Origin of the sequence: Janibacter limosus NBRC 16128, from assembly GCF_001570985.1 — a bacterium.
Classification (GTDB): Bacteria; Actinomycetota; Actinomycetes; order Actinomycetales; family Dermatophilaceae; genus Janibacter; species Janibacter limosus.
Window position 1 is genome coordinate 69,989 of sequence record NZ_BCSS01000009.1, and the last position, 22,956, is coordinate 92,944.

General features: G+C 69.4%; 21 protein-coding genes and 2 tRNA genes. 8 read left to right on the forward strand and 15 right to left on the reverse strand.

Annotated elements, in window-relative coordinates; genetic code table 11:
- Nucleotides 1-26: 26 nt before the first annotated feature.
- On the reverse strand, nt 27-791 hold the full coding sequence (locus JLI01S_RS05105; protein WP_068260995.1) for a lysophospholipid acyltransferase family protein: 765 nt from the start codon (nt 789-791) through the stop codon (nt 27-29).
- A gap of 86 nt (nt 792-877) precedes the next feature.
- On the opposite strand from JLI01S_RS05105, the gene valS reads away from it, so the two are divergent.
- Nucleotides 878-3,499 (forward strand): valine--tRNA ligase, encoded by a 2,622-nt coding sequence (gene valS, locus JLI01S_RS05110; RefSeq protein ID WP_068261000.1) that lies wholly within the window; start codon nt 878-880, stop codon nt 3,497-3,499.
- Here the strand turns inward: valS and JLI01S_RS05115 are convergent.
- From JLI01S_RS05115 to tig, 10 genes are all read right to left on the reverse strand, one after another.
- Nucleotides 3,480-4,220 (reverse strand): hypothetical protein, encoded by a 741-nt coding sequence (locus tag JLI01S_RS05115; RefSeq protein WP_068261003.1) that lies wholly within the window; start codon nt 4,218-4,220, stop codon nt 3,480-3,482. The genes valS and JLI01S_RS05115 overlap by 20 nt on opposite strands.
- A gap of 40 nt (nt 4,221-4,260) precedes the next feature.
- Nucleotides 4,261-5,538: an ATP-dependent Clp protease ATP-binding subunit ClpX gene (gene clpX / locus JLI01S_RS05120; RefSeq protein WP_068261007.1), complete on the reverse strand. Its 1,278-nt coding sequence runs from the start codon at nt 5,536-5,538 to the stop codon at nt 4,261-4,263.
- Nucleotides 5,539-5,678: 140 nt separating this feature from the next.
- Nucleotides 5,679-5,942: a hypothetical protein gene (locus JLI01S_RS05125; RefSeq protein ID WP_068261011.1), complete on the reverse strand. Its 264-nt coding sequence runs from the start codon at nt 5,940-5,942 to the stop codon at nt 5,679-5,681.
- A gap of 265 nt (nt 5,943-6,207) precedes the next feature.
- A complete protein-coding gene (locus JLI01S_RS05130) occupies nt 6,208-6,882 on the reverse strand; it encodes an ATP-dependent Clp protease proteolytic subunit (RefSeq protein WP_068261015.1) in 675 nt (224 codons plus the stop codon).
- A 31-nt stretch (nt 6,883-6,913) separates the two neighbouring features.
- Nucleotides 6,914-7,495 carry an ATP-dependent Clp protease proteolytic subunit gene (locus JLI01S_RS05135; protein WP_068261089.1) on the reverse strand — a complete coding sequence of 194 codons (582 nt, stop codon included), beginning with the start codon at nt 7,493-7,495 and terminating at the stop codon, nt 6,914-6,916.
- Between the two features lie 202 nt (nt 7,496-7,697).
- Nucleotides 7,698-7,823, reverse strand: coding sequence for a hypothetical protein (locus JLI01S_RS17630; protein ID WP_281177449.1), 126 nt, complete (start codon nt 7,821-7,823; stop codon nt 7,698-7,700).
- Nucleotides 7,820-10,084: a maltose alpha-D-glucosyltransferase gene (treS, locus tag JLI01S_RS05140; RefSeq protein WP_068261092.1), complete on the reverse strand. Its 2,265-nt coding sequence runs from the start codon at nt 10,082-10,084 to the stop codon at nt 7,820-7,822. The genes JLI01S_RS17630 and treS overlap by 4 nt, the downstream gene beginning before the upstream one ends.
- Before the next feature lie 10 nt (nt 10,085-10,094).
- Nucleotides 10,095-10,811 (reverse strand): PaaI family thioesterase, encoded by a 717-nt coding sequence (locus JLI01S_RS05145; RefSeq protein WP_068261017.1) that lies wholly within the window; start codon nt 10,809-10,811, stop codon nt 10,095-10,097.
- A gap of 81 nt (nt 10,812-10,892) precedes the next feature.
- On the reverse strand, nt 10,893-12,059 hold the full coding sequence (locus JLI01S_RS05150; RefSeq protein WP_157074834.1) for an MFS transporter: 1,167 nt from the start codon (nt 12,057-12,059) through the stop codon (nt 10,893-10,895).
- An 87-nt stretch (nt 12,060-12,146) separates the two neighbouring features.
- Nucleotides 12,147-13,514, reverse strand: a complete 1,368-nt coding sequence (tig, locus tag JLI01S_RS05155; protein WP_068261022.1) for a trigger factor — start codon at nt 13,512-13,514, stop codon at nt 12,147-12,149.
- Nucleotides 13,515-13,680: 166 nt separating this feature from the next.
- Between tig and JLI01S_RS05160 the strand changes: the two genes are divergently transcribed.
- Both JLI01S_RS05160 and JLI01S_RS05165 read left to right on the forward strand, forming a co-directional pair.
- Nucleotides 13,681-14,214: a hypothetical protein gene (locus JLI01S_RS05160; RefSeq protein WP_068261027.1), complete on the forward strand. Its 534-nt coding sequence runs from the start codon at nt 13,681-13,683 to the stop codon at nt 14,212-14,214.
- Entirely contained in the window at nt 14,211-14,732 is a 522-nt protein-coding gene (locus JLI01S_RS05165) for a hypothetical protein (RefSeq protein WP_068261030.1), read from the forward strand. The genes JLI01S_RS05160 and JLI01S_RS05165 overlap by 4 nt, the downstream gene beginning before the upstream one ends.
- Nucleotides 14,733-14,774: 42 nt before the next feature.
- Here the strand turns inward: JLI01S_RS05165 and JLI01S_RS05170 are convergent, their stop codons facing one another.
- Both JLI01S_RS05170 and JLI01S_RS05175 read right to left on the reverse strand, forming a co-directional pair.
- Nucleotides 14,775-16,598 (reverse strand): cation:proton antiporter, encoded by a 1,824-nt coding sequence (locus JLI01S_RS05170; RefSeq protein ID WP_068261034.1) that lies wholly within the window; start codon nt 16,596-16,598, stop codon nt 14,775-14,777.
- Between the two features lie 49 nt (nt 16,599-16,647).
- Nucleotides 16,648-16,721, reverse strand: a tRNA-Pro gene (locus tag JLI01S_RS05175).
- A 90-nt stretch (nt 16,722-16,811) separates the two neighbouring features.
- Here JLI01S_RS05175 and JLI01S_RS05180 point away from each other — a divergent pair.
- The 5 genes from JLI01S_RS05180 to JLI01S_RS05200 all read left to right on the forward strand — a co-directional run bounded on the left by JLI01S_RS05180 (nt 16,812) and on the right by JLI01S_RS05200 (nt 20,975).
- A tRNA-Gly gene (locus tag JLI01S_RS05180) sits at nt 16,812-16,885 on the forward strand.
- 71 nt (nt 16,886-16,956) lie between these two features.
- A complete protein-coding gene (gene efeU / locus JLI01S_RS05185) occupies nt 16,957-17,811 on the forward strand; it encodes an iron uptake transporter permease EfeU (RefSeq protein WP_068261037.1) in 855 nt (284 codons plus the stop codon).
- A 41-nt stretch (nt 17,812-17,852) separates the two neighbouring features.
- The gene (gene efeO / locus JLI01S_RS05190; protein ID WP_068261040.1) at nt 17,853-19,019 is read left to right on the forward strand and encodes an iron uptake system protein EfeO; all 1,167 of its coding nucleotides are present in this window, start codon (nt 17,853-17,855) and stop codon (nt 19,017-19,019) included.
- Nucleotides 19,016-20,293 carry an iron uptake transporter deferrochelatase/peroxidase subunit gene (gene efeB / locus JLI01S_RS05195; RefSeq protein ID WP_245634533.1) on the forward strand — a complete coding sequence of 426 codons (1,278 nt, stop codon included), beginning with the start codon at nt 19,016-19,018 and terminating at the stop codon, nt 20,291-20,293. The genes efeO and efeB overlap by 4 nt, the downstream gene beginning before the upstream one ends.
- A gap of 106 nt (nt 20,294-20,399) precedes the next feature.
- Complete coding sequence (locus tag JLI01S_RS05200; protein ID WP_068261044.1) at nt 20,400-20,975, forward strand: AMIN-like domain-containing (lipo)protein; 576 nt, start codon at nt 20,400-20,402, stop codon at nt 20,973-20,975.
- A 36-nt stretch (nt 20,976-21,011) separates the two neighbouring features.
- On the opposite strand, the gene trmB is transcribed toward JLI01S_RS05200, so the two are convergent.
- A complete protein-coding gene (trmB, locus tag JLI01S_RS05205; protein ID WP_084349212.1) occupies nt 21,012-21,734 on the reverse strand; it encodes a tRNA (guanosine(46)-N7)-methyltransferase TrmB in 723 nt (240 codons plus the stop codon).
- Between the two features lie 11 nt (nt 21,735-21,745).
- The gene (locus JLI01S_RS05210; RefSeq protein ID WP_068261050.1) at nt 21,746-22,831 is read right to left on the reverse strand and encodes a PP2C family protein-serine/threonine phosphatase; all 1,086 of its coding nucleotides are present in this window, start codon (nt 22,829-22,831) and stop codon (nt 21,746-21,748) included.
- Nucleotides 22,832-22,956: the final 125 nt, after the last annotated feature.

Consider the following 22,956-nt stretch of genomic DNA (forward strand, 5'->3'; position numbering starts at 1 on the left):
CCACCCCCCTGCGTCAGGTCAGGGCATCAGTCCTTGGTGAACTGGTCCTTGACCCGCGTCATGTCCTTGTGGTCCTTGGCGTAGGCGGCCTCGTAGGAGGGCGCCGTGCCGCCGAGGCGCGCGGGCAGGAAGCGCAGCTCGTCACCCGTGAGCTTCGGGTAGGCCGCGATGGTCTCGTCGAGCAACTGCTTCATGACCTCGCGCAGCTGCTGCGTGACGACGTTGATGTCATCATCGGGACCGACGTGGATCGGGTCACCGATGGTGATGTGGATCGGAAACTTGGTGCGGCCCAGGCGCTTGGGCACGTCCTTGGTCCAGATGCGGTGCGCACCCCAGACGATGGTCGGCAGGATCGGCGTCCCCGACTCCTGCGCCATCCGAGCCGTGCCCTTCTTCAGCTCCTTGATCTCGAAGGAGCGCGACATGGTCGCTTCGGGGTAGACACCGACGACCTCCCCGTCCTGCAGCTTGGCCACGGCCTCCTTGAAGGCACTCGCGCCAGCGTGCCGGTCCACAGGGATGTGCTTGAGACCGCGCATGATCCGCCCGGCCACCTTGTGCTGCCAGATCGACTTCTTGGCCATGAAGCGGACCCACCGGTGGCTCTTGCGCGCACCCAGACCGGCCAGGACGAAGTCGATGTAGCCGGTGTGGTTGATCGCCATCACGGCGCCCCCAGCCTTCGGGACGTGACGCTCACCCTTGATCGTGAAGCGATAGCCGTTCACGAGGAAGATGGTCCGGGCGAGGATGATGATGGCTCGATACAAGGGCTCTGGGCGGCGCATGGCCACAGACTACGGTCTGGCGCGGCGCCGTGGCAGGAGCGTGCCCGATTGGTGGGCTCGCCTCTCGCAATGGGAAGATCGGGCCCATGACCGCGCACTCCCCTGCCCCTGACGCCACCCGCATCCCGGACCGTCCCTCGCTGGACGGCCTCGAGGACACGTGGGGCTCGGTATGGCGCGAGCAGGACACCTACTCCTTCGACCGCGAGGGTGCCCGCGAGCAGGTCTTCTCCATCGACACCCCGCCCCCGACGGCCAGCGGGTCGCTGCACATGGGGCATGTCTTCAGCTACACCCACACCGACTGCATGGCCCGCTACAAGCGGATGCAGGGGTTCAACGTCTTCTACCCGATCGGCTGGGACGACAACGGCCTGCCGACGGAGAAGCGGGTGCAGAACTACTACGGCGTGCGGGGCGACTCCTCGCTGCCGTACGACCCGGACTTCACTCCCCCCTTCGAGGGGACGACCAGGACGATCAAGGCCGCCGAGCAGGTGCCGGTCAGCCGACAAAACTTCATCGAGCTGTGCGACGAGCTGACGGTGCGCGACGAGGAGGCCTTCGAGTCCCTCTTCCGCCGCCTCGGCTTCAGCCTCGACTGGAAGATCCAGTACCGCACCATCGACGAGCGTTCGCGCGCGACGGCGCAGACCGCCTTCCTGCGCAACCTCGCCCGCGGCGAGGCCTACACCGCCGAGGCGCCGGGTCTGTGGGATGTCACCTTCCAGACCGCCGTCGCCCAGGCCGAGCTCGAGGCTCGCGACTACCCGGGCGCCTACCACCGCGTCGCCTTCCACGGCGCCGACGGACCGGTCCACATCGAGACCACCCGCCCCGAGCTGCTGCCGGCCTGCGTCGCCCTCATCGCCCACCCCGACGACGAGCGCTACCAAGCTCTCTTCGGCACCACCGTGACCTCCCCGATCTTCGGCGTCGAGGTGCCCGTCGTGGCCCACCGCGGGGCCGAGATGGACAAGGGCGCCGGCATCGCGATGTGCTGCACCTTCGGTGACCTCACCGATGTCATCTGGTGGCGCGAGCTGCAGCTGCCCACCCGCTCGATCGTCACCCGCGCCGGTCGCATCCTCGGTGAGACACCGGAGTGGATCAGTGCCGCAGATGGCGCCGCCACCTTCGAGCAGATGTCCGGCAAGACCGTGCACTCGGCCCGTGAGGTCGTCGTCGAGGCGCTGCGCGCGTCCGGCGACCTCGACGGTGAGCCGGAGAAGACCCAGCGCAAGGCCAACTTCTACGAGCGCGGCGAGAAGCCGCTGGAGATCGTCACTTCGCGTCAGTGGTACATCCGCAACGGCGGACGGGACGCCGAGCTCAACGAGGCGCTGCAGGCCCGCGGTGACGAGGTCGACTTCCACCCTGCCTTCATGAAGTCGCGCTACAAGAACTGGGTGGCGGGGCTCAACGGCGACTGGCTCATCTCGCGACAGCGCTTCTTCGGCATCCCGCTCCCCGTCTGGTACCCCCTCGACGGTGACGGCCAGCCGCAGTACGAGACCCCCCTCGTCCCCTCCGAGGACCAGCTGCCGATCGACCCCATGGCACAGGTCCCGCAGGGGTACACCCAGGAGCAGCGCGACCAGCCCGGCGGTTTCACCGGCGACCCCGATGTCATGGACACCTGGGCCACCTCGTCGCTGTCCCCGCAGATCGCCGGCGACTGGCTGGCCTCGGAGCGCGGAGAGAGCGACCTCTTCGACACGGTCTTCCCGATGGACGTGCGCCCGCAGGGGCACGACATCATCCGCACCTGGCTCTTCGCGACCGTCGTGCGCGCGCACCACGAGCACGGAGTCGCCCCCTGGAAGAACGCCGCGATCTCCGGGTGGATCCTCGACCCCGACCGCAAGAAGATGTCCAAGTCCAAGGGCAATGTCGTCACGCCCGAGGACGTCGTCGTCGAGCACAGCGCCGACGCGGTGCGCTACTGGGCCGCGTCGAGCCGCCTGGGCACCGACGCCGCGTACGACACGGGCCAGATGAAGATCGGCCGCCGCCTGGCGATCAAGCTGCTCAACGCGAGCAAGTTCGCCCTCGGCTTCGGCGAGGTCGACGGTGACCTCGCGAGCGCTGTCACCAACCCCCTCGACCAGTCGATGCTCGCCGCCCTGCGTCAGGTGATCGCCGAGGCCACTGCCGGCTTCGAGGCCTGGGACTACACCCGCAGCCTGTCGGTCACCGAGACCTTCTTCTGGACCTTCTGCGACGACTACATCGAGCTCATCAAGGACCGTGCGCACGGCAGCCAGGGGCAGGACCCCGTGGACACCGCCTCGGCCCGGGCCGCGCTGCGTCTGGCCCTCGACGCGCTGCTGCGCCTTCTCGCCCCGGTGCTGCCCTATGCCACCGAAGAGGTCTGGTCATGGTGGAAGTCCGGCTCCGTGCACCGCGCCACCTGGCCCACCGTCGAGGAGCTGCCGACCGGCGGCGATCCGGCCGTGCTGGGTGCCGTCGGTGAGGCGCTGAGCCAGGTGCGCAAGGCCAAGTCGGACGCCAAGGTCGGCATGCGCAGCGAGATCACCGCTGCGACGCTGGTTGCTCCCACGGCGACCGCGGAGCTGGTGCGCGTCGGTGAGGCCGACCTGCGCGCGGCGGGCCGGCTCACCGGCAGCTTCGACCATGTCGAGGGCGACGAGGTGACGCTCACCGACGTCGAGCTGATCCCCTTCGTCAAGCCTGCGAAGAACTGACCGAGGGAGCCTCGCGCATCAGGTCCGGCGAGGGCTCCCGGACGAGTGACGGGATGGTCCAGGCGCTCCTGACCTGCGCCCGCGCGGTCACCCGTCGATGACCGGTCGGCTGCACGAGGATCCACGGCACCGACCATCCACCCAGGCGCAGCCGCCGTCTGGCGAAGGCCTCCTCGTCCAGTCGCTGCACCGTGCCGCTGGCCGGCTCGTAGACGTCCAACGAGTCCGGCCGGTCACCGGGCAGGACGAGCGTCACGTGGCGCGGCAGCAGTCGGTTGCCGACGTAGAGGACCGCCGGCTCGCCGTCGACGACGAGGTCGAGCAGGCGGCGGTAGCGAGCCCGTAGCGACTCCTGGGAGTGGGCCCGCACAGAGAGCATCCGGTAGCGGGTGCCGACCGTGGAGGCGCCGCGCTCGAGTTCGTGCTTCATCCCCCACGGCGGTGTGCCGAGGGCCCGCGGCCAGCCGAGAGCCAGACCACCGCTTGGTCCACGCCAGCCATTGGTGCGTCCGTGGACGGTCCGCTCCCAAGCGGCGAAGCGTTCGGCCGTGGTCGTGCCCTCGGCACCCGGGACGGGTTGCCCCTCGCCAGCGGTGATCCAGCGGGCGAAGGGAGCGTCCACGAGCATCCGGGCGACCGTCGCGCACGCGGAGCCGCAGGTCGTCGGGCTCTGCTGTCGCGGACCCGAGGAACCCTGCACGAGGCGGAAGGGCGTGCTCACCGCTCCATCCTGTCAGGTGCGCTGAGGTGAGGACAGCGCGTCAGGCGGAGCGCTTGTGCTTGCGCTTGCCACTCTCCTCGTGGCGCACGATCGTCGGCAGGACGTTGTCGCGCACCACCTCGGAGGTCACGACGATCTGCTTGATGCCCTCGTCGCTCGGGGTGTCGAACATGACCGGCATGAGCACCTCCTCGAGGATCGCGCGCAGGCCACGAGCACCGGTGGCGCGGGCGATGGCCGAGTCGGCGATGGCCTCGAGCGCGTCGTCGGTGAACTCCAGCTCGACGCCGTCGATGGCGAACATCTTGCGGTACTGCTTGACCAAGGCGTTCTTGGGCTCGGAGAGGATCTGGACGAGCGCGTCGCGGTCCAGCGGCGTGACCGTGGTGATGATCGGCAGCCGGCCGATGAACTCGGGGATGAGGCCGAACTTCATCAGGTCCTCGGGCATGACATCGGTGATCGCCTCGGCGAGGTCGCTCGCCTTGTGCAGCTGCGAGCCGAAGCCCAGCCCCTTTTTGCCGACGCGCGACTCGATGATCTTTTCCAAGCCGGCGAAGGCACCGCCGACGATGAAGAGGACATTGGTCGTGTCGATCTGGATGAACTCCTGGTGCGGGTGCTTGCGCCCACCCTGCGGCGGCACCGACGCCGTCGTGCCCTCGAGGATCTTCAGCAGGGCCTGCTGGACGCCTTCACCGGAGACGTCACGGGTGATCGACGGGTTCTCCGACTTGCGGGCCACCTTGTCGATCTCGTCGATGTAGATGATCCCCTGCTCGGCCTTCTTGGTGTCGTAGTCAGCGGCCTGGATCAGCTTGAGGAGGATGTTCTCGACGTCCTCACCGACATAGCCGGCCTCGGTCAACGCCGTCGCATCGGCGATGGCGAAGGGGACGTTGAGCATCCGGGCGAGGGTCTGCGCGAGGTAGGTCTTGCCACAGCCGGTCGGACCCACGAGCAGGATGTTGGACTTGGAGATGTCGACGTGGTCCTCGTCGCGCTTGGCGGCGGCGCCCTCATCAGCCTGGATGCGCTTGTAGTGGTTGTACACGGCGACGGCCAGGGCCTTCTTCGCCTTGTCCTGGCCGACGATGTAGGTCTCGAGGAAGTCGTAGATCTCGCGCGGCTTGGGCAGCTCGTCGAGGCCGAGGTCACCGCCGTCGGTGAGCTCCTCCTCGATGATCTCGTTGCACAGGTCGATGCACTCGTCGCAGATGTACACCCCGGGACCAGCGATGAGCTTCTTGACCTGCTTCTGGGACTTGCCGCAGAAGGAGCACTTGAGCAGATCGCCGCTCTCGCCGACTCGTGCCACGTCAGGTGTCCTCTCATCCCGGGTCGACCACTGTGGTCGCTGTCCCTCGACCGTACCCAACGGGGTCGGTCTCCTGCTCCATTGGACACTGCTCGAAGGGGGCGCGTCGCCCTGTTCCGCTATCAGCGGAACGGGGGCGCTCACGTGCCGTCGTCGCCCTCGTCCGGGTCCTCCCGCAGGTGCTCGCGGATGCTGTCGACCACCGCCGCGACGACGTCGTGCACGAGGCCGGCCGGGCCCTGCCGTGACGGGTCAGCGTCCGACGCCGCCTCAGTCACCCTCCCCATGCCGTACTCGGCGCGGATGTCCTCCATCGTCGCCGTCGAGCCCTTCCGGCCGTACTCGACGATGCCCCCGCACGAGCTCACGCTCCAGCCCTGCTCCTGGCTCCCGGTGGCGATCACGACATAGCGATACCCCCTTGTTCAGATTCAGACCGCAGGCGCTGCCCTACCTCGCGGTGCTCACCTCGACGGACGACCCAGTGGTGCCCTTCCAGGCGCGCAGGACGCTGGGGCCGTGGACATACAGCAGCGCCAGGAGGAGACGTCTCATGGTCATCGGACGCAGCGCGCGACCGTTTGGTTCCGCGTGTCGTACTGCAGTTCGTCCCCAGGCACGACACAGGGCCCCGGGAGTCCCGGGGCCCTGCGTCGTCGTCGATCTCGCTCAGTCCTCGATCGAGGCCTTGCGCGGGGTGAGCACCTCGTCGATGAGGCCGTACTCCTTGGCCTCGGCCGCGGAGAGGATCTTGTCGCGCTCGATGTCCTCGCGGACCTCCTCGGCGGTCTTGCCCGAGTGCGAGGCCCAGGTCTCCTCGAGCCAGGTGCGCATGCGCAGCACCTCGTTGGCCTGGATCTCGATGTCCGAGGCCTGGCCGTACTCGCCACCGGCGAGCGCCGGCTGGTGGATCAGCACACGGGCGTTGGGCAGCGCGAAGCGCTTGCCGGGGGCACCGGCCGCCAGGAGCACCGCGGCCGCCGAGGCAGCCTGACCGATGACGAAGGTCTGGATGTCGGGACGGATGTACTGCATGGTGTCGTAGATCGCCGTCATGGCGGTGAACGAGCCACCGGGGCTGTTGATGTACATCAGGATGTCGCGCTCGGGCTCCATCGACTCCAGCACGAGGAGCTGGGCGATGACATCGTCCGCGGAGGCGTCGTCCACCTGGACCCCGAGGAAGATGATCCGGTCCTCGAAGAGCTTGGTGTACGGGTCCGTGCGCTTCATGCCGTACGAGGTGCGCTCCTCGAACTGCGGCAGGACATAGCGGTTGGAGGGGCCGGGGCGGAGTGCGGCCGAGCCCGGCTGGTGGGTGCGCAGCTGTGCGTCGAAGTTCATGGGTTCTCCTCAGAGGCTCTCGGGTCGGGGCTCAGTCGCTGATGGGGTTGTCGTCCCCGCGGCCGGCCTGGTCGGAGCGCTCGAAGACGTGGTCGACGAAGCCGTACTCCTTGGCCTCCGTCGCGCCGAACCACCGGTCGCGGTCGGAGTCCTTGTGGATCTGCTCGATGGTCTGACCGGTGTGCTCGGCGATGAGCTCGGCCATCTGGTCCTTGACGAAGAGCATCTGCTCGGCCTGGATCTTGATGTCCGAGGCCGTACCGCCGATGCCGCCGGAGGGCTGGTGCATCATCACGCGGGCGTGCGGCGTCGCGTAGCGCTTGCCGTGGGTGCCGGACGAGAGCAGGAACTGCCCCATCGAGGCGGCGAGCCCCATGGCCACGGTCGCGACATCGTTGGGGATCCACTTCATCGTGTCGTAGATCGCCATGCCGGCCGAGATCGAGCCACCGGGGCTGTTGATGTAGAGCCAGATGTCGGCCTGGGGGTCCTCGGCCGCCAGGAGCAGCATCTGGGCGCAGATGGCGTTGGCGTTGTCATCACGCACATCCGAGCCGAGGAAGATGATGCGCTCCTTGAGGAGGCGCTGGTAGATGTGGTCGTCGAGACCCATTCCGCCCTGCGGGCCGGCCGCGACGATCTCGCTGCTGTTGCTCACGCTCACTCGCTTCTCCGCCCTGTGGCGGTTGCTCTCGTGGTTCACGACTTTCACTGACCCTAACGTCCGCTCCCTGCGCATGTTTCCCGCCTCCCGCACGTGTTCGCCCTGAGCGCAACACGGGGACGAAGGGGGAGGTCCCCCTTCGTCCCGCCGGTCACCCGAGGACGAGGTTGAGGACCACGGTGAGGACCACCGAGGCGAGGAGCGAGAACAGGATCATCCCGAGGCACCCCCAGGCGCCCCCCAGGGGACGGACCCGGATCCGTGGACGTTCGCTCATGACTGCTCCTTCGGTGGCGTGACGAGCAGGGCCAGTCCGCCGAAGCCCTCGAGCTCGACGGTGAAGCCCCGGAGCTGGTCGACCTCTCCGAGGGCACGACCGTCTCCCATGTCCATCAGCTGCGACCCGGGTTCGAGCACCTCACTGATGACGGTGCCGACGACCGGCTCCTCGCCGAAGTTGAGCACGCTCACCTGCAGCTGTCCGGGGACCTGCTCGTACTCGTGCACCATGACGAGCATCGAGGGGTGGGAGACGTCGGGCACGTCGACCTGTCGGGTCGTCGCGATACCGAAGTAGCCCCGCAGGTGCAGCACGTCCCGCAGCCGCGAGGCGAAGGAGCCCGGGTCCTCGAGCTGGGTGTCGAGCGGCCCGTAGAGTACCCGCGAGCGCGGGATGCCCGACGAGGACGCCGTCGCCTCCGGGGCCACGTCCAGCAGGTCGTAGGCCGGTCGGTGGATCCAGCGCGTGTCACCCTCGCGCAGCAGCGGCTCGATCTGCTCCGCCGGGATGGGCAGCGCCCCCACGAGGTCCCATCCCGACAGGGCGAAGACACCCGGCTGGAGGGCGTTGAACATCGCCAGGAGCAGGTGGGCACGGCGCACCCGGTCGATGTCGGCGTCGGTGAGTGCGTCGAGGTCGCGCAGCCCGAGGGCGGCGGTCACCACCGACGCGGTCGTCGAGGCGATGCCGTTGGTCGTGAAGACGAGGTTGTACGGCGCTGCCTCGCCCGTGAGGGCGTCGGTGAGCTCCTGCCGGATCGTCTCGGCGAGGTCCTCCCCGGTCGTCGCCTGCCCGCGGAAGGTGAACTCGTCGTCGCGGTGCCGGCTGGCGAAGTGGACGAGCTCGTAGGTCATCTCGTCGTGGTTCTGCAGCGCGTGGACCAGTCCGGCGGCATCGACCCCGAGCTCCATCGCCTCGCGCAGGGTGAGCCGGAGGAACTCGGTGTCCCCGGTCGCGAGCGCGTGGTGGTAGGCCGGTCGGTTGACGAAGTCGTACGACAGGTCGGCTCCGCCCGCCGCGGTGTCGCGGATGTCCTCGATGGACAGGTTGAGCTCCTGGAAGGTGAAGCCGCCGACCTTGCGCACCATCGACCCGATGAGCTGGTTGGCGGCCTGCGAGAGCGGATGCCCCTCCGACCACGCCGGACCGATGTCGAGGGTGCGCTCGACACCCAGGAAGCCGTTGGCATCCAGCCGCAGACCGCCGGACCCGAGGTCGCCGAGGCTGTGGAGCGCATCACCGATGACCAGCCGCATCCCGGCGAAGGTGGGGTCCAGCCAGTTGATCGACGGCTGCCCCTCCTTGAAGTAGTGCAGGTAGACCCAGCGGCGCATCACCCCGTCGGGACCGGTCACCGGGGCCGTCGCCGACCAGTTGGTGTCCTTCAGCCCCGGGACGTGGAAGATCACCCGCTGCAGCTCGCCGATGATGTGGCCGGCCTCGGCGAGCGCTGCCTCCGCGTCCTCGTCGAGGTTGACCGAGTCACGGCCCTCGGGGACATCCGGCAGCAGGTGCCACTCGTCCGGCGGGATGGCGACCATGTGGTAGATCCCGGGATAGTCGTCGACACCCAGCTCGGCGAGGCGGAAGTCCGCGCCCTTGCCCGTGTGCCCGGGGACGATGTCGTCCAGGACCGTGCCCTCGTGGTCCGCGGCCACCCGGCACATCTCGCGGTAGTCGTCCTCGCTGCCGAAGAGCTCGTCGATGTGTGTGGCCACCCGGTCGAAGTGCCCGTCGACGCTCGGCGTGGGGCTCCACCCCGACAGGCCGCCGGCCTGCTTGACAGGACCTGTGTGCAGCGCGTGGATCCCGATCTGCTGGAAGGTCTGCCACAGGCGGGGGTCCGCGAGGGAGGCGAGGAAGGAGCGGCCCGGTCGGGTGATCATCGAGATCGGGTATGCGGTGAACCACACCGACGCCGCCTGCACCGCCGCGCGCGGGTCCGGCTGGGCGTACGGGTTCTGCCACATGGCACCGATCCCGGTGAACTGCCCGGCGATCTCCTTGGCGTCCTGGAGCATCGACTGGCCGCGCAGCCACTCCACGTACACCGGGTTGGCGCCCTCGGGCTCCCCCGAGCGCACCTGTGCGGCCGACGGTGCGCCCTGCGGTCGCAGCCGGGCGCGAGGTCGCAGGGCCCGGGGCCGGGCGGGGTAGAAGATGTCGGCGAAGTTGGGCGCCCCCGGCTGCTCGACGTCGAGCGCCTCGGGCTGGTCCACCGGGAACGGCTCGGGCAAGGCCTCGTCGGAGTCAGTCATGCCGACCACGCTACGGCGCCGACGGCTCCTGCGCGGCCTCGCCACCGGGAGCGATGCCCACCGCGTCGCCCGTGGGCCGGTCGAGATGCTCGCGCGCCCACCGGGGCACGACGAAGAGCGCCTCGGCGTCGGCGGTGACCCGGTCCTGCGGATCGCGGATCTCCCCGCGCGCGTAGACCTTCCACCCGTCGACCCGCTCGACCCAGCCGCGGCACTGCAGCTCGACACCGAGGGGTGTCGGCAGCCGGTAGGTCGTGTTGAGGTAGGCGGTCATGCCGGGCAGCCCCAGGCGAGCGGGCACCGACCCGAGGACCTGGTCGAGGATCGCCGCGATGATGCCGCCGTGGACACATCCGGGCGGGCCCTCGTAGCCCGCGCCGAGCGTCGTGGTGCAGCTGGTGCTCCCGGTGTCGTCACCGGTGACGTGCAGCGGTGGGGCGATGGGGTTGCGCGTCCCTACCATGGCATTGCCGTGGTCGCGCAGCCTGCCGGCGCTGTCGGTCTCGAGACCAAGCGGTCCCTCCTGCGCGTCGGCGAGCAGGCGGGCGGTGAGCGCCTCGACCTGCTCGGTCACGGCGACCAGGTCAGGTCCGTCGACCCGCGTGCGCACGGTGGCATCCGCGAGCGCACGCACGCTCGTGGCCAGACCCGACTGGGCCTCCTCGAGCGCCGCGAGCCCCACGGGGTCCTCGACAGGGAAGGGGGAGGCGAAGGCTCCGTCGGTCATGTGCTCTCCTCGTACGCCTGCTGTTGAACACCTGTCCAACAGCGCATCTGCCTAGGGTAATGCCGATTCAGGTCGGCCGGGTCAGCGCCCTTCGGACCCGCGTTCCCGCACGGCGGGGACGGCGAGGAGTGCTGGTAGCGCGAGCAGTCCGACGACGAGGAGGGAGCGCAGGATCCCCGTGTGGTCAGCGATCATCCCGAGCAGCGGTGGTCCGACGATGAAGGCCAGGTAGCCGATGGTCGAGACGACGGACAGTCGGGCCGCGGCCCGGGCCGGGTCGTCCGCGGCGGCACTCATCCCCGTCGGGAAGCCCAGGCTGGCGCCGACGCCCCAGAGCACGACACCGACGAAGGCGGTCGCGGTGTTGCCCAGGACGACGAGCAACGAGCCCAGGATCGCCAGGACGAAGAGCACCCGCAGCACCGGCACGCGGCCGTGACGGTCGAGCAGCCGCACCCCGAGCAGTCGACCGGCGGTCATGGCGGCGAGGAAGGTCGCAAAGGCCAGCACGCCGATCTCCTCGGGCTGGTCGTGGCCCTCCGTGACCGCGAGCGCGATCCAGTCGTTGGCCGTGCCCTCGGTGAGCGCGGCGACGAGGACGACCAGACCGATGACGAGGGTGCGCGGCTCGAGCCAGGCGCTGCCGGGCCGCTCTCCGGCGGGGTCCCCCTCCCCCGCCTCGAGCCCGCGGGCGAGGAAGCGACGCGGCACCCACAGCCCGACGGCCAGCGCGAGGACCCCCGCTGCCGGCAGGTGGGCGATCACCGGCACGTCGAAGCGCACGAGCGCTGCGGCCACGAGTGCACCCACGACCGTGCCGCCGGAGAAGAAGGCATGGAAGATCGGCATGACCGTGCGCCCGAGCTGCTGCTCGACCGCCGCGCCCTCGTGGTTCATCGAGACATCCCACAGCGAGATCCCGACGGCGACGACGAAGATCGCGGCCGCCGTCACCGTGACATCTCCCAGGACGTCGACCGCGAGGCCCAGCGCCACCAGCCCCGCCGCGACGGTGACGACCCCGATCATCACCGTGCGCGCCGCACCGACCGCGGTGATGACCCGGCCGGCGAAGGGCAGGGCGAGCACGGAGCCGAGCGCCCCGACGAGCAGGGTGCGCCCGAGCTCGCCGGGCGTGAGGCCGAGCTGCTCGCGGATCGTGGGGATGCGCGAGGCCCAGGAGGCGAAGGCGAAGCCGCTCACGGCGAAGGTCGCCAGCACGGCATTGCGCGCGGTCGTGGTCTGCATCTGGTCCTCACCTCCTGCGACGGACATGACGAAGGGGGGTCACCGCCGGTCCGGCGGTGACCCCCCTGCGTCGGGGTGGAGCGTGGTTCAGGCCTGCTGGTCCGCGGTCTCGGTCGTCTCGGACTCCCCGGTCTCGGGGGCCTCGTCGTCACCGGCGAGGTCCTCGACGTCACCGGAGGCGCGCTCGCCCTCGGGGACGATGTCGTCCAGGTCGATGGCGTTGCCGTCAGCGTCGACGATCTTGGCCTTGTCGAGGGCCGCGGCCAGCGCCTTGCGGCGGGCGACCTCGGCAACCATCGACTGGACCTGGCCCTGCTGGTCGAGCAGCTGGGCGAACTGGTTGGGGTCCATGCCGTACTGCTGCGACTGCATGACGAGGTACTCGATGAGCTCGGGCTGGCCGACCTCGACCTCTTCGGCCTCGGCGAGTGCGTCGAGGAGGAACTGGGTCTTGAGCGTGGAGCGGGTGGACTCGTCGACCTCGGCGCGGTGGGTGTCGTCCTCGAGACGGTCCTCCTGCTCGAGGTGCTGGTGGATCTCGGCCTCGACGATGCCCTCGGGCAGCGGGATCTCGGTGTTGGACAGCAGGTGGTCGAGGACCTTGTCGCGGGCCTGGATGCCCTGCTCGAACTTCTTGGCCTGCTCGGCCTGCTTGGTCAGGTCGGCGCGCAGCTCGTCAGCAGTGTCGAACTCGCTGGCCATCTGGGCGAAGTCGTCGTCGACCTCGGGCAGCTCGCGGACCTTGACCGACTGGACGGTGACGGTGCAGTCAGCGGACTGACCGGCCTGGTCGCCACCGGCGAGCGGAGCGGAGAACTCCTTGGTCTCGCCCTGGGTCATGCCGACGAGGGCCTCGTCGATGCCCTCGAGCATGTTGCCCGAGCCGACCTCGTAGGAGACGCCCTCGACGGAGTCGACGGGCTCGCCGTCGAGCTCGGCCTTGAGGTCGATGGAGACGAAGTCGCCGGTCTCGACGGCGCGGTCGACACCGACGAGGGTGCCGAAGCGCTCACGCAGCTCGGTCAGCTTTTCGTCCACGTCGGCGTCGGTGACCTCGAGGTTGTCGACCTGGATCTCCAGGCCGTCGTACTCGGGGAGGGTGATCTCGGGACGCACGTCGACCTCGACGGTGAACTTCAGCGTCTCGTCGTCGGTCATCGGGACATCGGTGATGTCGACCTCGGGCTGACCGATCGGGCTGACGCCGGCCTCCTCGACGGCCTTGCCGAAGAACTCGGGGAGGGCCTCGTTGACGGCCTCCTGGATCACGGCGCCCTTGCCGACGCGCTGCTCGATGATGCGAGCAGGCACCTTGCCGGCGCGGAAGCCGGGCACCTGGATCTGGCTCCCGATGGTCTTCAAGGCCGCGTCGACGTGCGGCTGGAGCTCCTCGCTCGGGACCTCTACGGTCAGCTTGACCCGGGTCGGGCTGAGGTTCTCGACGGCACTCTTCACTGCAGGCACTCCACACGATCTGGACGACGAAGGGGGATTGGCGCAGACCCTCGAGGCCGTTGGACGACACTCGGGCGCACACGCACCGCCCCGGAGGACCGGGACACGATCAGTCACTCTATCCGTTGCCACCCTCGGGGACGAATGCGCGGCTAGATTGGCGTCCATGAACGAACATCCCGCGGGGAACGGGACCACTCTGCTGCTCCTCCAGATGCTGGCTGCCTGCAGCCTTGCCCCCATCCCCGTCTTCGGGCTCATCATGTTCTTCATCGGCGGCTTCGAGGAGCTCCCTTCCCTCGTCGCGGCCGTGGTCCTCGTCGTGCTCAACCTGCTCGCCTTCGGTCTGGCAGAGGCCGTCGGGTACCGGACCGTCGCCATCGCCCCCGGCACCGACGCCGCCCAGGCGCACAGGAGCGCGGTCAGCGCCCTCTACCTGGGCACCCTCCTGCGTCTGGCGATCACGGCCACGCCGGTGTTCTTCTCCCTGGTGGCCGCTTTCGTCGTCAACGGCTCACAGTTCTGGACCTACTGGTGCGGCGCCTCGTGGGCGGCCGTGTCGATGCTCTGGCATGCCTGGCCGCGGGCGGCCGCCATCCGCAAGACGGAGAGGAGCCTGGACCGCGCAGGGGGACGATCCGCTCTCGTCGCCGCGGTGGGTCTCCAGCCGGCCGCTCACGCGGATAGGTTTGCCGCATGAGCACCCCGACGCCGGCCCCGGCCGATCGCCTCCAAGCACAGCGCGTGCTCGCGGTGAGCGTCATCGCGGCAGTGCCCATGCTCGCCGTCGTCGCGGTCATCCTCTACGGCCTCGAGGACTACCCCTCCCCCGTCGTCGCCGGCGGACTCTTCGTCCTCAACCTCGTGGCCTTCGGGCTCGCCGAGGCCATCGGCTACCGCGCACCCGCCATCGCGCCGGGCACCGAGCCCGACATCGCGCAGCGTCAGGCATTCACTGCGATGCAGCAGTCGATGATGCTGCGCTTCGCCATCACCGAGGCACCGGCGATCCTGTCCTTCGCCGGGGCAGCTCTCGCCGGGTCCGCGTGGGTCTACCTCGTCGGCGGCTTCTGGTCGCTGCTGTCGCTGATCTGGCACGTGTGGCCCACTCGGCGCAGCGCAGCGAAGCTCGCTCGCAGCCTGGAGCGCGAGGGGTGCCCCTCACACCTCGTCGAGCTCTTCGACGGCGCCTCCGTCCCCGGCCACCAGCAGTACTGAGAGCCGACAGGGACGGCCCGGGCTGAGCTGTCGCCTCGCAGATCAGTCCTTGCGGGGCACCAGGGCGATCAGGGTGAGCTCCCCCTCGATCTGCGTCTTCTCCGTGACGACCGCGACCTCGTCGTCCTCGATGGTGAAGAGCGCGATGGCCTCGCCGCCGTACATCTGCTGGAAGTCGGCGAAGGTGTACTGCTCGGTCAGCGAGGTCCTCTTGACCTGCAGGCTCTCGACCCGACTGGTCAGCTCCTCGTGGCCCAGTGCCGGGGCGAAGGCGGTGCGAGCCGTGAGGTGGGAGGCGGTCTCGGTGCGGTCCTTGCCCACGGCCCGCGGGGCTGCCGGTGCCAGCTGGAAGACATTGGCCCGGCCCAGGACGTGGGCGAACTCGCGCGCTGCGGTGGCATTGCGCTCGTCCCCCTCGGTCACGGCCACCAAGGTCTTCATGCCCGCGAGGTCCATGTCCCGCACGGCGAAGTCACTGAGGATGTTGGCCTGCTCGGTACGCACGCCCGCCATCCGGGCCCGGGAGATCTCCTGCCGGTCGTCGGAGACGATGACGACGGGGACGCCGAGCTCGTCCAAGGCGGTCGCGGCACCGACGGCCCACTCGGGCCCTCCCGCCAGGACCACTCCCTGGGGGGAAGCGGTCGCGAGACCGAGTCGCTCGGCGAGCCGGCCGACGCCGAGCCCATAGATCGCGACCGTGGCGACGATGACGATGAAGACGAGCGGCACCATGCGGGCGGCCTCCTCGCCGAGCAACTCCAGCCGGGCCGCGTGGTCCGGGTCGGTGACGCCCTCCGCGGCGTGGGAGAGCTCGAGCGCGAAGACGCTCGTCACCGCTGCGGCCACGATGCCGCGAGGGGCCATGAAGGCCAGCAGCCGGCGCTCCTCGCTGGTCACCGCGGTGCCGTGGATCCCGAGCACGATGCTCAGCGGTCGCACGACGAGCACGAGGACCACGACGAAGACCGCCGCCACCGGCGCGATGTCCATGACCTGGGCAGGCGCGACCCGTCCGGCGAGGATGACGAAGAGCATCCCGACGAGGAGCACCTGCAGGTGCTCCTTGAACTCGATGACGTGCTCAAGGTGCAGGTTGGGGCGATTGGCCAGGTAGATGCCCATGATCGTCACCGTGAGCAACCCGCTCTCGTCCTGCACGAGGTTGGACAGGGACAGGGCCCCGACCGCGGCAGCGATGAAGACGGCACCGTGGAGGAAGTCCGGCACGAGCCGTCGCTTGATCGCGTACTCGAGGACAATCCCGAGCACCAGGGCGATGCCGACCGCCGTGACGATGGTGATGCCGAGGGTCGTGGCGACGGCCAACCACGGGTCGGCGGACGCGCCGGCCAGGACGGCCTGGAAGACGAGGACCGCGAGGATCGCGCCGATCGGGTCGACGACGATGCCCTCCCAGCGCAGCAGTGCCGCGACCCGTCGGGTCGGGCGCAGCTGGCGCAGGATCGGGGCGATGACCGTGGGTCCGGTGACGACGAGGATCGCCCCGACGAGCAGAGCCAGCTCCAACGGGAACCCGAGCAGCCACCCGGTGAGGGTGATGAGCGCCCAGGCCACGGCGACCGTCACCGAGCACAGCCTCAGGATCGGGCGGCGCAGATCGCGGATGTCGTGGAGGCGAAGGGAGAGGCTGCCCTCGAAGAGGATGATCCCGACCGCGAGGGAGACCCCACCGAAGAGGACCTCTCGTCCGAGGACCTCGTCCGGGCTGACGAGCTGCCCCAGGACAAAGCCGACGACCAGCAGGATGAGGATCGAGGGGATGCGCACCGACCAGGCGATCACCTGGCACAGGACGGCGAGGGCGGTCACGAGGGCCAGGTAGGTCGCCGGGTCAAAGGTCACGGGCGCCAGCCTGCCATCCGATCGAGCGCCCAGAGCGTCGAACACCGTGTCGGGGTAGCCGGATTCGAACCGACGACCTTCCGCTCCCAAAGCGGACGCGCTACCAACCTGCGCCATACCCCGCGTGCCCCGATTGTGATCGAGTCACGAGCGGGGTCTAGGCTAACCCCTGCTCAACCACCCGCTGGCACAGGCCAGTTGGTGGGCGAGCGCGCGGGCGTAGCTCAATGGTAGAGCCCCAGTCTTCCAAACTGGCTACGCGGGTTCGATTCCCGTCGCCCGCTCCACAGGTCCTCACATGTCGAGACACCCCGAGCCACTTAGGTGAGGCTGCCCAAAGCAGGAGTACATTCAGCATGTGCTCGCCAACTACCTCATCGGACTGCGTGAAGGCCTCGAAGCCGCTCTCGTGGTCAGCATCCTCGTCGCGTACCTCGTCAAGAGCGAGCGTCGCCACCTCCTCCCCCGCATCTGGACCGGTGTCGGGGTGGCCGTCGCGATCAGCCTCGCCTTCGGCGCGCTGCTGACCTTCGGACCGCGCGGCCTGACCTTCGAGGCCCAGGAGCTCATCGGCGGCAGCCTGTCGATCATCGCGGTCGGCTTCGTCACCTGGATGGTCTTCTGGATGGCCCGCGCCGCCCGCAACCTCGGGGGCGAGCTGCGCGGTCGCATCGACGCCGCCGCGGAGGGCAGCGCCTGGGGCCTGGTCGTCGTCGCCGTCCTCGCGGTCGGCCGCGAGGGGTTGGAGACCGCGCTCTTCCTCTGGGCCACCTCGCGCGCCGTGAGCAGCGACGGCGGGTCGACCTGGGTACCTCTGGTGGGAGCCGGCCTGGGACTGCTGACCGCGGTCCTGCTCGGTTGGCTCATCTACCGCGGCGCGATCTCGATCAACCTGTCCACCTTCTTCACCTGGACCGGCGCCTTCCTCGTCCTCGTCGCCGCCGGCGTCCTCGCGTACGGCATCCACGACCTGCAGGAGGCTCGCTTCCTGCCGGGGTTGAACACCCTCGCCTTCGACGTCTCACACGTCATCGACCCCACGTCCTGGTACGCGACCCTGCTCAAGGGCATCTTCAACTTCACGCCGCGCACGACACTGCTGCAGGCCATCGCCTGGGTTGCCTACGTCATCCCGGTGCTCACCCTCTTCATCCGCGGCAGCCGCCGCCGGACCCAGCCCACCACTCCCCGCCAGACCGTCGCGTCAGCGTGAGCACCCCCCTTCGCCCGATCCGCCACACACCAAGGACCCCGATGAACCTGCGACACCTCGCCACCGGCGCCAGCCTCGCCCTCCTCCTGCCGGGCCTGGCCGCGTGCACGAGCAACTCCCCGACCACCGGTGGCGGCGGGGGCGATGACCGGACGGTCACGGTCGCCTCCAGCGACGATGCCTGCGAGATCTCGAGCACCGAGGTCCCGGCCGGTCCGGTGACCTTCAAGGTGACCAACTCCGGGAGCAAGGTCACGGAGTTCTACCTCTTGGGCGAGGACGGGCTGCGCATCGTCGGCGAGGTGGAGAACATCGGCCCCCAGCTCTCTCGGGACCTCGTCGTCAATGTGCCCGCCGGGTCCTACTCGACCGCGTGCAAGCCCGGCATGAAGGGCGACGGCATCCGCGCCGACTTCACCGTCACGAAGTCCGACACCACGGTCGACCCCGGGGACCAGGCGAGTGTTGAGCAGGCCGAGACCAACTACGCCACGTACGTCAAGGACCAGTCCGACCAGCTGCTCACCAAGACCACGACGTTCGTCGACCTCTACGAGGCCGGCAAGGACGACGAGGCGCGCGACCTCTATGCCAAGGCCCGGGTGCACTGGGAGCGGATCGAGACCGTCGCCGAGTCCTTCGGTGACCTCGACCCCAAGATGGATGCCCGCGAGGCAGACCTCGAGCCCGGTCAGAAGTGGACCGGGTGGCACCGCATCGAGAAGGACCTGTGGCCCGAGGAGGCCAAGGACTACACCGCCCTCACCGACGCCGAGCGCACGACCTACGGCCAGGACCTGCTGAAGAACACCAAGACGCTCGACAAGCGCATCCAGAAGATGACCTTCACCATCGACCAGATCGCCAACGGCTCCCGTGGCCTGCTCGAGGAGGTCGCCACCGGCAAGGTCACCGGCGAGGAGGAGATCTGGTCGCACACCGACCTGTGGGACTTCCAGGCCAATGTCGACGGCGCCAAGGTCGGCTACGACGGCGTGCGCCCGATCCTCGTGGCCAAGGGTGAGAAGGACCTCGCCAAGCAGCTGGACGCCCGCTTCGAGGAGCTGCAGAAGCTGCTCGACCAGCACAAGGAGGGCGAGGGCTTCGTCCTGTACACCGACCTGACGAAGGACGAGGTCAAGGACCTGTCCGACGCGGTCAACGCGCTGTCCGAGCCCCTGTCCAAGCTGACGGCGGCGGTCGTGTGACCGACGATCAGGAGCAGCAGCCGGGCCCGTCGCGGCGCGCGATGATCGGCACCGGGGCGGTGGCCTCGGCCATCGGCATCGCCGGTGGCTTCACCGCCGGTCGGGCGTCCGCCGCTGAGCCGACGAAGGGGGCGGGAGACTCCCCCTTCGCGCTGCGGGGTACGCACCAGCCGGGGATCACGACACCGGTCCAGGACCGGCTGCACTTCGCGGCCTTCGACGTCACGACGACGTCGCGGGCGCGGCTGGTCTCCCTCCTGAAGGAGTGGACCCTTGCCGCCGAGCGGCTCATGGGCGGCGGCCCGGCCGGGCCGATCGGGCCCGTCGAGGGTGACTACCGGCTGCCTCCGGACGACACGGGCGAGGCCATCGGTCTCCCGGCGTCGCGACTGACACTCACCTTCGGGTTCGGCCCCGGGCTCTTCGTCGACGACGACGGCAAGGATCGCTTCGGGCTGGCGGACCGCCAGCCCGAGGTGCTCAAGGATCTGCCGCACTTCCCCGGCGACCGGCTCGACCCGTCCCGCAGCCGTGGCGACCTGTGCATCCAGGCCTGCGCCGATGATCCGCAGGTCGCGGTCCACGCCATCCGCAACCTCGCGCGCATCGGCTTCGGCACGGTGTCCGTGCGGTGGTCCCAGCTGGGCTTCGGCCGCACCTCGAGCACGACGGCCGGCCAGGCCACACCACGCAACCTCTTCGGCTTCAAGGACGGCACCAAGAACATCCTCGCCGAGGAGACCCAGGCGCTCGACGAGCACGTCTGGGTCCACCCCGACGACCACGGCGGTGACTGGCTCGCCGGCGGGTCCTACCTCGCCGCGCGCCGGATCAACATGGTCATCGAGACCTGGGACCGGCAGGGGCTCGGCGAGCAGGAGGCGCTCATCGGCCGCACCAAGGACAGCGGCGCCCCCATGTCGGGTGGCAAGGAGCACGACGACCCGGACTTCTCGATGCCCGGCCGGGACGGGCCGATCGTGCCCAAGGACTCACACGTCGCCGTCGTCCACCCCGACCACAACGACGGGGTGCGCATCCTGCGCCGCGGGTACAACTTCGTCGACGGGTCCAACGACCTCGGCACCCTGGACGCCGGCCTGTTCTTTCTCGCCTACGTCCGTGACCCGGCCACGCAGTTCATCCCGATGCAGAACGCCATGGCCAAGCACGACGCCATGATGGAGTACCTGAAGTTCACCGGGTCGGCCCTCTTCGCCATCCCCCCGGGCGCCGGTGAGGGCGAGTACATCGGGCAGTCGCTCTTCACCTGACCGCGCACCGACGCAACCCGACTCCCCCTTCGCGCGTCTGGACCCGTGAGATGTGAAACAGGTCACATCACATCGGGCGCGGGCCCGGCACGAAGGAGAAGAGATCATGAGAGCGAATCGACTCGTGGGGCGGGCCGGCATCGGCGCCGTCGCTGCGGCAGGAGCCCTGCTGCTGAGCGCACCGGCCGCGGCTCCGGCCGCCACGGCCGCGCCCTACTGCGGCATCACGTGGGGCTCCACAGCGGAGTACACCAGCTCGGGCTACAGCTCAGGGCACCTCGAAAACGTGCGGTCCGGCCGCCACACGTGCTTCGACCGCCTCGTCCTGGACATCGACGACGCGAGGCACGGCGTGAAGTACGACGTGCGCTACGTCGGCACCGTCCGCGAGGACGGCAGCGGCACGGCGGTTCCCCTGCGGGGTGCCGCCGATGTGCGGATCATCGTGCGAGTGCCCTCGTACGACTCATCAGGACGGGTGACCTACCGTCCGGCCAACCGTCGAGAGCTGGTCAACACATCCGGGTACTCGACCTTCCGTCAGGTGGCCTCCGCGGGCAGCTTCGAGGGGCAGAGCACCGTCGGGCTGGGCGTGCGCGCCCGACTGCCCATGCGCGCCTTCACGCTCGCCGGTCCCGGCGACCACACGCGTCTGGTCGTCGATGTCGCGCACCGCTGGTGAGCACTGCCGTCGGTCGGGGTGACGGCGAGGCCGGGGTCATGCCTGCTCGGTGACCCGGAACTCGTGGATCTCTCGACCGACGGCCTTGCCCTTGTCCTCGAAGCCGGCGCTCGGCCGCCACTGCGGCCGCTCCCCCTCCACCACCGCGACGCGGGGGTGCTGGGCGAGCTGTCCGCGGACGTGATCGGCGTAGGCCGCGTGGTCGGTCGCGATGAGCAGGTGGCCCCCGGGGCGCAGTCGCTCCAGCACCATGTCGAGGGTGTCCTGCTGGACGAAGCGCCGCTTGGCGTGCTTGACCTTGGGCCAGGGATCGGGGAAGAAGAGGTGGACCGCCTCGAGCTGATCCGGACCGACGCACTCGAGAAGGTACTCGATGGCGTCGCCGCGGTGGGTGCGCACGTTGTCGACGCCCGCCTCCTCCGCCTTGAGCATCAGTGCAGCGACACCCGGCACGTGGACCTCTGCGGCGATGATGCCGTGCTCGGGGTGCTCTCGCGCATACGCGATGGCTGACTCCCCGTAACCCGAGCCGATCTCGAGGACGACGGGCACGTCGGAGCCGAAGAGCGTCGCGGGGTCGAGCCGCGTCGTCGGTACGCCGTAGTGGGGCAGCAGGCGCTCCATCAGCTCGTCCACGCGCGGCGAGTTGCGCCAGCGCGGGGTGAAGGTGCGCACCGTGGCCCGGTGACGACGGCCGTCAGGTGTGAGGGGCGTGTCCTTCATGGGTGCCTTGTGCGGGTCGTTGTGCGAAGTGGTCACGGGCGGACAGGTTAGTCGCGCCAGATGAGCACGGCCGCACGATCGTCGTCGTCTCCGGCGCGCCCACCGGCCACCAGGCGCTTGACGAGCCCGGAGAAGCCTTGGGAGACACGCGCCTCCGCCTCACCCAGCATCCAGTCGATCCCGTCGTCGAGGTCGCGAGCGCGGGACTCGATGATGCCGTCGGTGTAGACGAGCAGCGCATCCCCGCGCTGCAGCACCGTGCGGGAGCGCGGGTAGGCAGCGCCGGGGATGAGGCCCAGGGCGGGGCCACGCACCTCGTCCAGGGCCGACCAGCGGCCGCACCCGGCGTCGTAGTGCATCGCTGGCGGGTGCCCGGCCGACGCGACGCTGACCTCACCGGTCGTCATGTCGAGGCACAGGTGGACTGCGGTGGCGAAGCCCTCGTCCCACCCGTCACGGTCGAGGAAGTCGTTGGCCATGGGCAGCACACGCTCCGGGTCGGTCGACCCGATGACCCCGCCGATCGCTCCGGCCAGGACGAGCGCACGGGTCCCCGCCTCCTGCCCCTTGCCACTGACATCGGCGAGCACCATCTCGAGCGTGCGGCCACACCGGCTGCGGGAGGTGACGTTGAAGTCACCGGCGAAGGCATTGCCGTGGGCCGTGGCGAAAGATCGCTCGGCATGCCATCCACGAGGCAGCGTCGGGATGTCGCCCATCTTGAGCAGCCGGGTGCGCAGATCACCCAGCATGCGGTTTCCCGCGAAGGCCGCCGCGCCGTGGTGGGAGCGTGAGTCCGCCAGGGCGTACATCAACCCCATCGAGACCAGGAGGGGCAGCTCCCGAGCAGGCCCGCCGGGCATGGCCACTGCGGCGAAGACGATGTAGGCCAGCACGAGAGCGAACACGACGCGCACCTGGCGGATGGGGCACAGCATCGTCGCCACGAGGCAGGGCGGGACGAGCGCCACCAGAGGAACGGCCGTCGGCCAGACATGGTGCGCGGAGGTGATGACGACGACGGCTGTCAGGACGAGGACGAGGAGGGGCAGGCCCTCCAGGACGGGCAGGGTCCGCGGCAACCAGCGACGCTCGGCCCAGGCAGGGAACCGATTGGGCAGGATGGCTGACAAGCGTGCTCTCCCCGGTCTGGCGTCACGGTCACCTTGTGGTGCCGTGACCGCACCATAAGCACCAATTCGCCCGCGGGGGAAGGGTCGTGACAAAAGAGAGACCCGCCGCAATCCCTCACGGCGGG

Excerpts from the sequence above, each read along its gene's own strand:
- JLI01S_RS05105 (WP_068260995.1), bottom strand. The coding sequence starts at position 791 with ATGCGCCGCCCAGAGCCCTTGTATCGAGCCATCATCATCCTCGCCCGG.
- valS (WP_068261000.1), top strand. The coding sequence starts at position 878 with ATGACCGCGCACTCCCCTGCCCCTGACGCCACCCGCATCCCGGACCGT.
- JLI01S_RS05130 (WP_068261015.1), bottom strand. The coding sequence starts at position 6,882 with ATGAACTTCGACGCACAGCTGCGCACCCACCAGCCGGGCTCGGCCGCA.
- JLI01S_RS05135 (WP_068261089.1), bottom strand. The coding sequence starts at position 7,495 with ATGGGTCTCGACGACCACATCTACCAGCGCCTCCTCAAGGAGCGCATC.
- JLI01S_RS17630 (WP_281177449.1), bottom strand. The coding sequence starts at position 7,823 with ATGAGCGAACGTCCACGGATCCGGGTCCGTCCCCTGGGGGGCGCCTGG.
- treS (WP_068261092.1), bottom strand. The coding sequence starts at position 10,084 with ATGACTGACTCCGACGAGGCCTTGCCCGAGCCGTTCCCGGTGGACCAG.
- JLI01S_RS05145 (WP_068261017.1), bottom strand. The coding sequence starts at position 10,811 with ATGACCGACGGAGCCTTCGCCTCCCCCTTCCCTGTCGAGGACCCCGTG.
- JLI01S_RS05150 (WP_157074834.1), bottom strand. The coding sequence starts at position 12,059 with ATGCAGACCACGACCGCGCGCAATGCCGTGCTGGCGACCTTCGCCGTG.
- JLI01S_RS05160 (WP_068261027.1), top strand. The coding sequence starts at position 13,681 with ATGAACGAACATCCCGCGGGGAACGGGACCACTCTGCTGCTCCTCCAG.
- JLI01S_RS05165 (WP_068261030.1), top strand. The coding sequence starts at position 14,211 with ATGAGCACCCCGACGCCGGCCCCGGCCGATCGCCTCCAAGCACAGCGC.
- efeO (WP_068261040.1), top strand. The coding sequence starts at position 17,853 with ATGAACCTGCGACACCTCGCCACCGGCGCCAGCCTCGCCCTCCTCCTG.
- JLI01S_RS05200 (WP_068261044.1), top strand. The coding sequence starts at position 20,400 with ATGAGAGCGAATCGACTCGTGGGGCGGGCCGGCATCGGCGCCGTCGCT.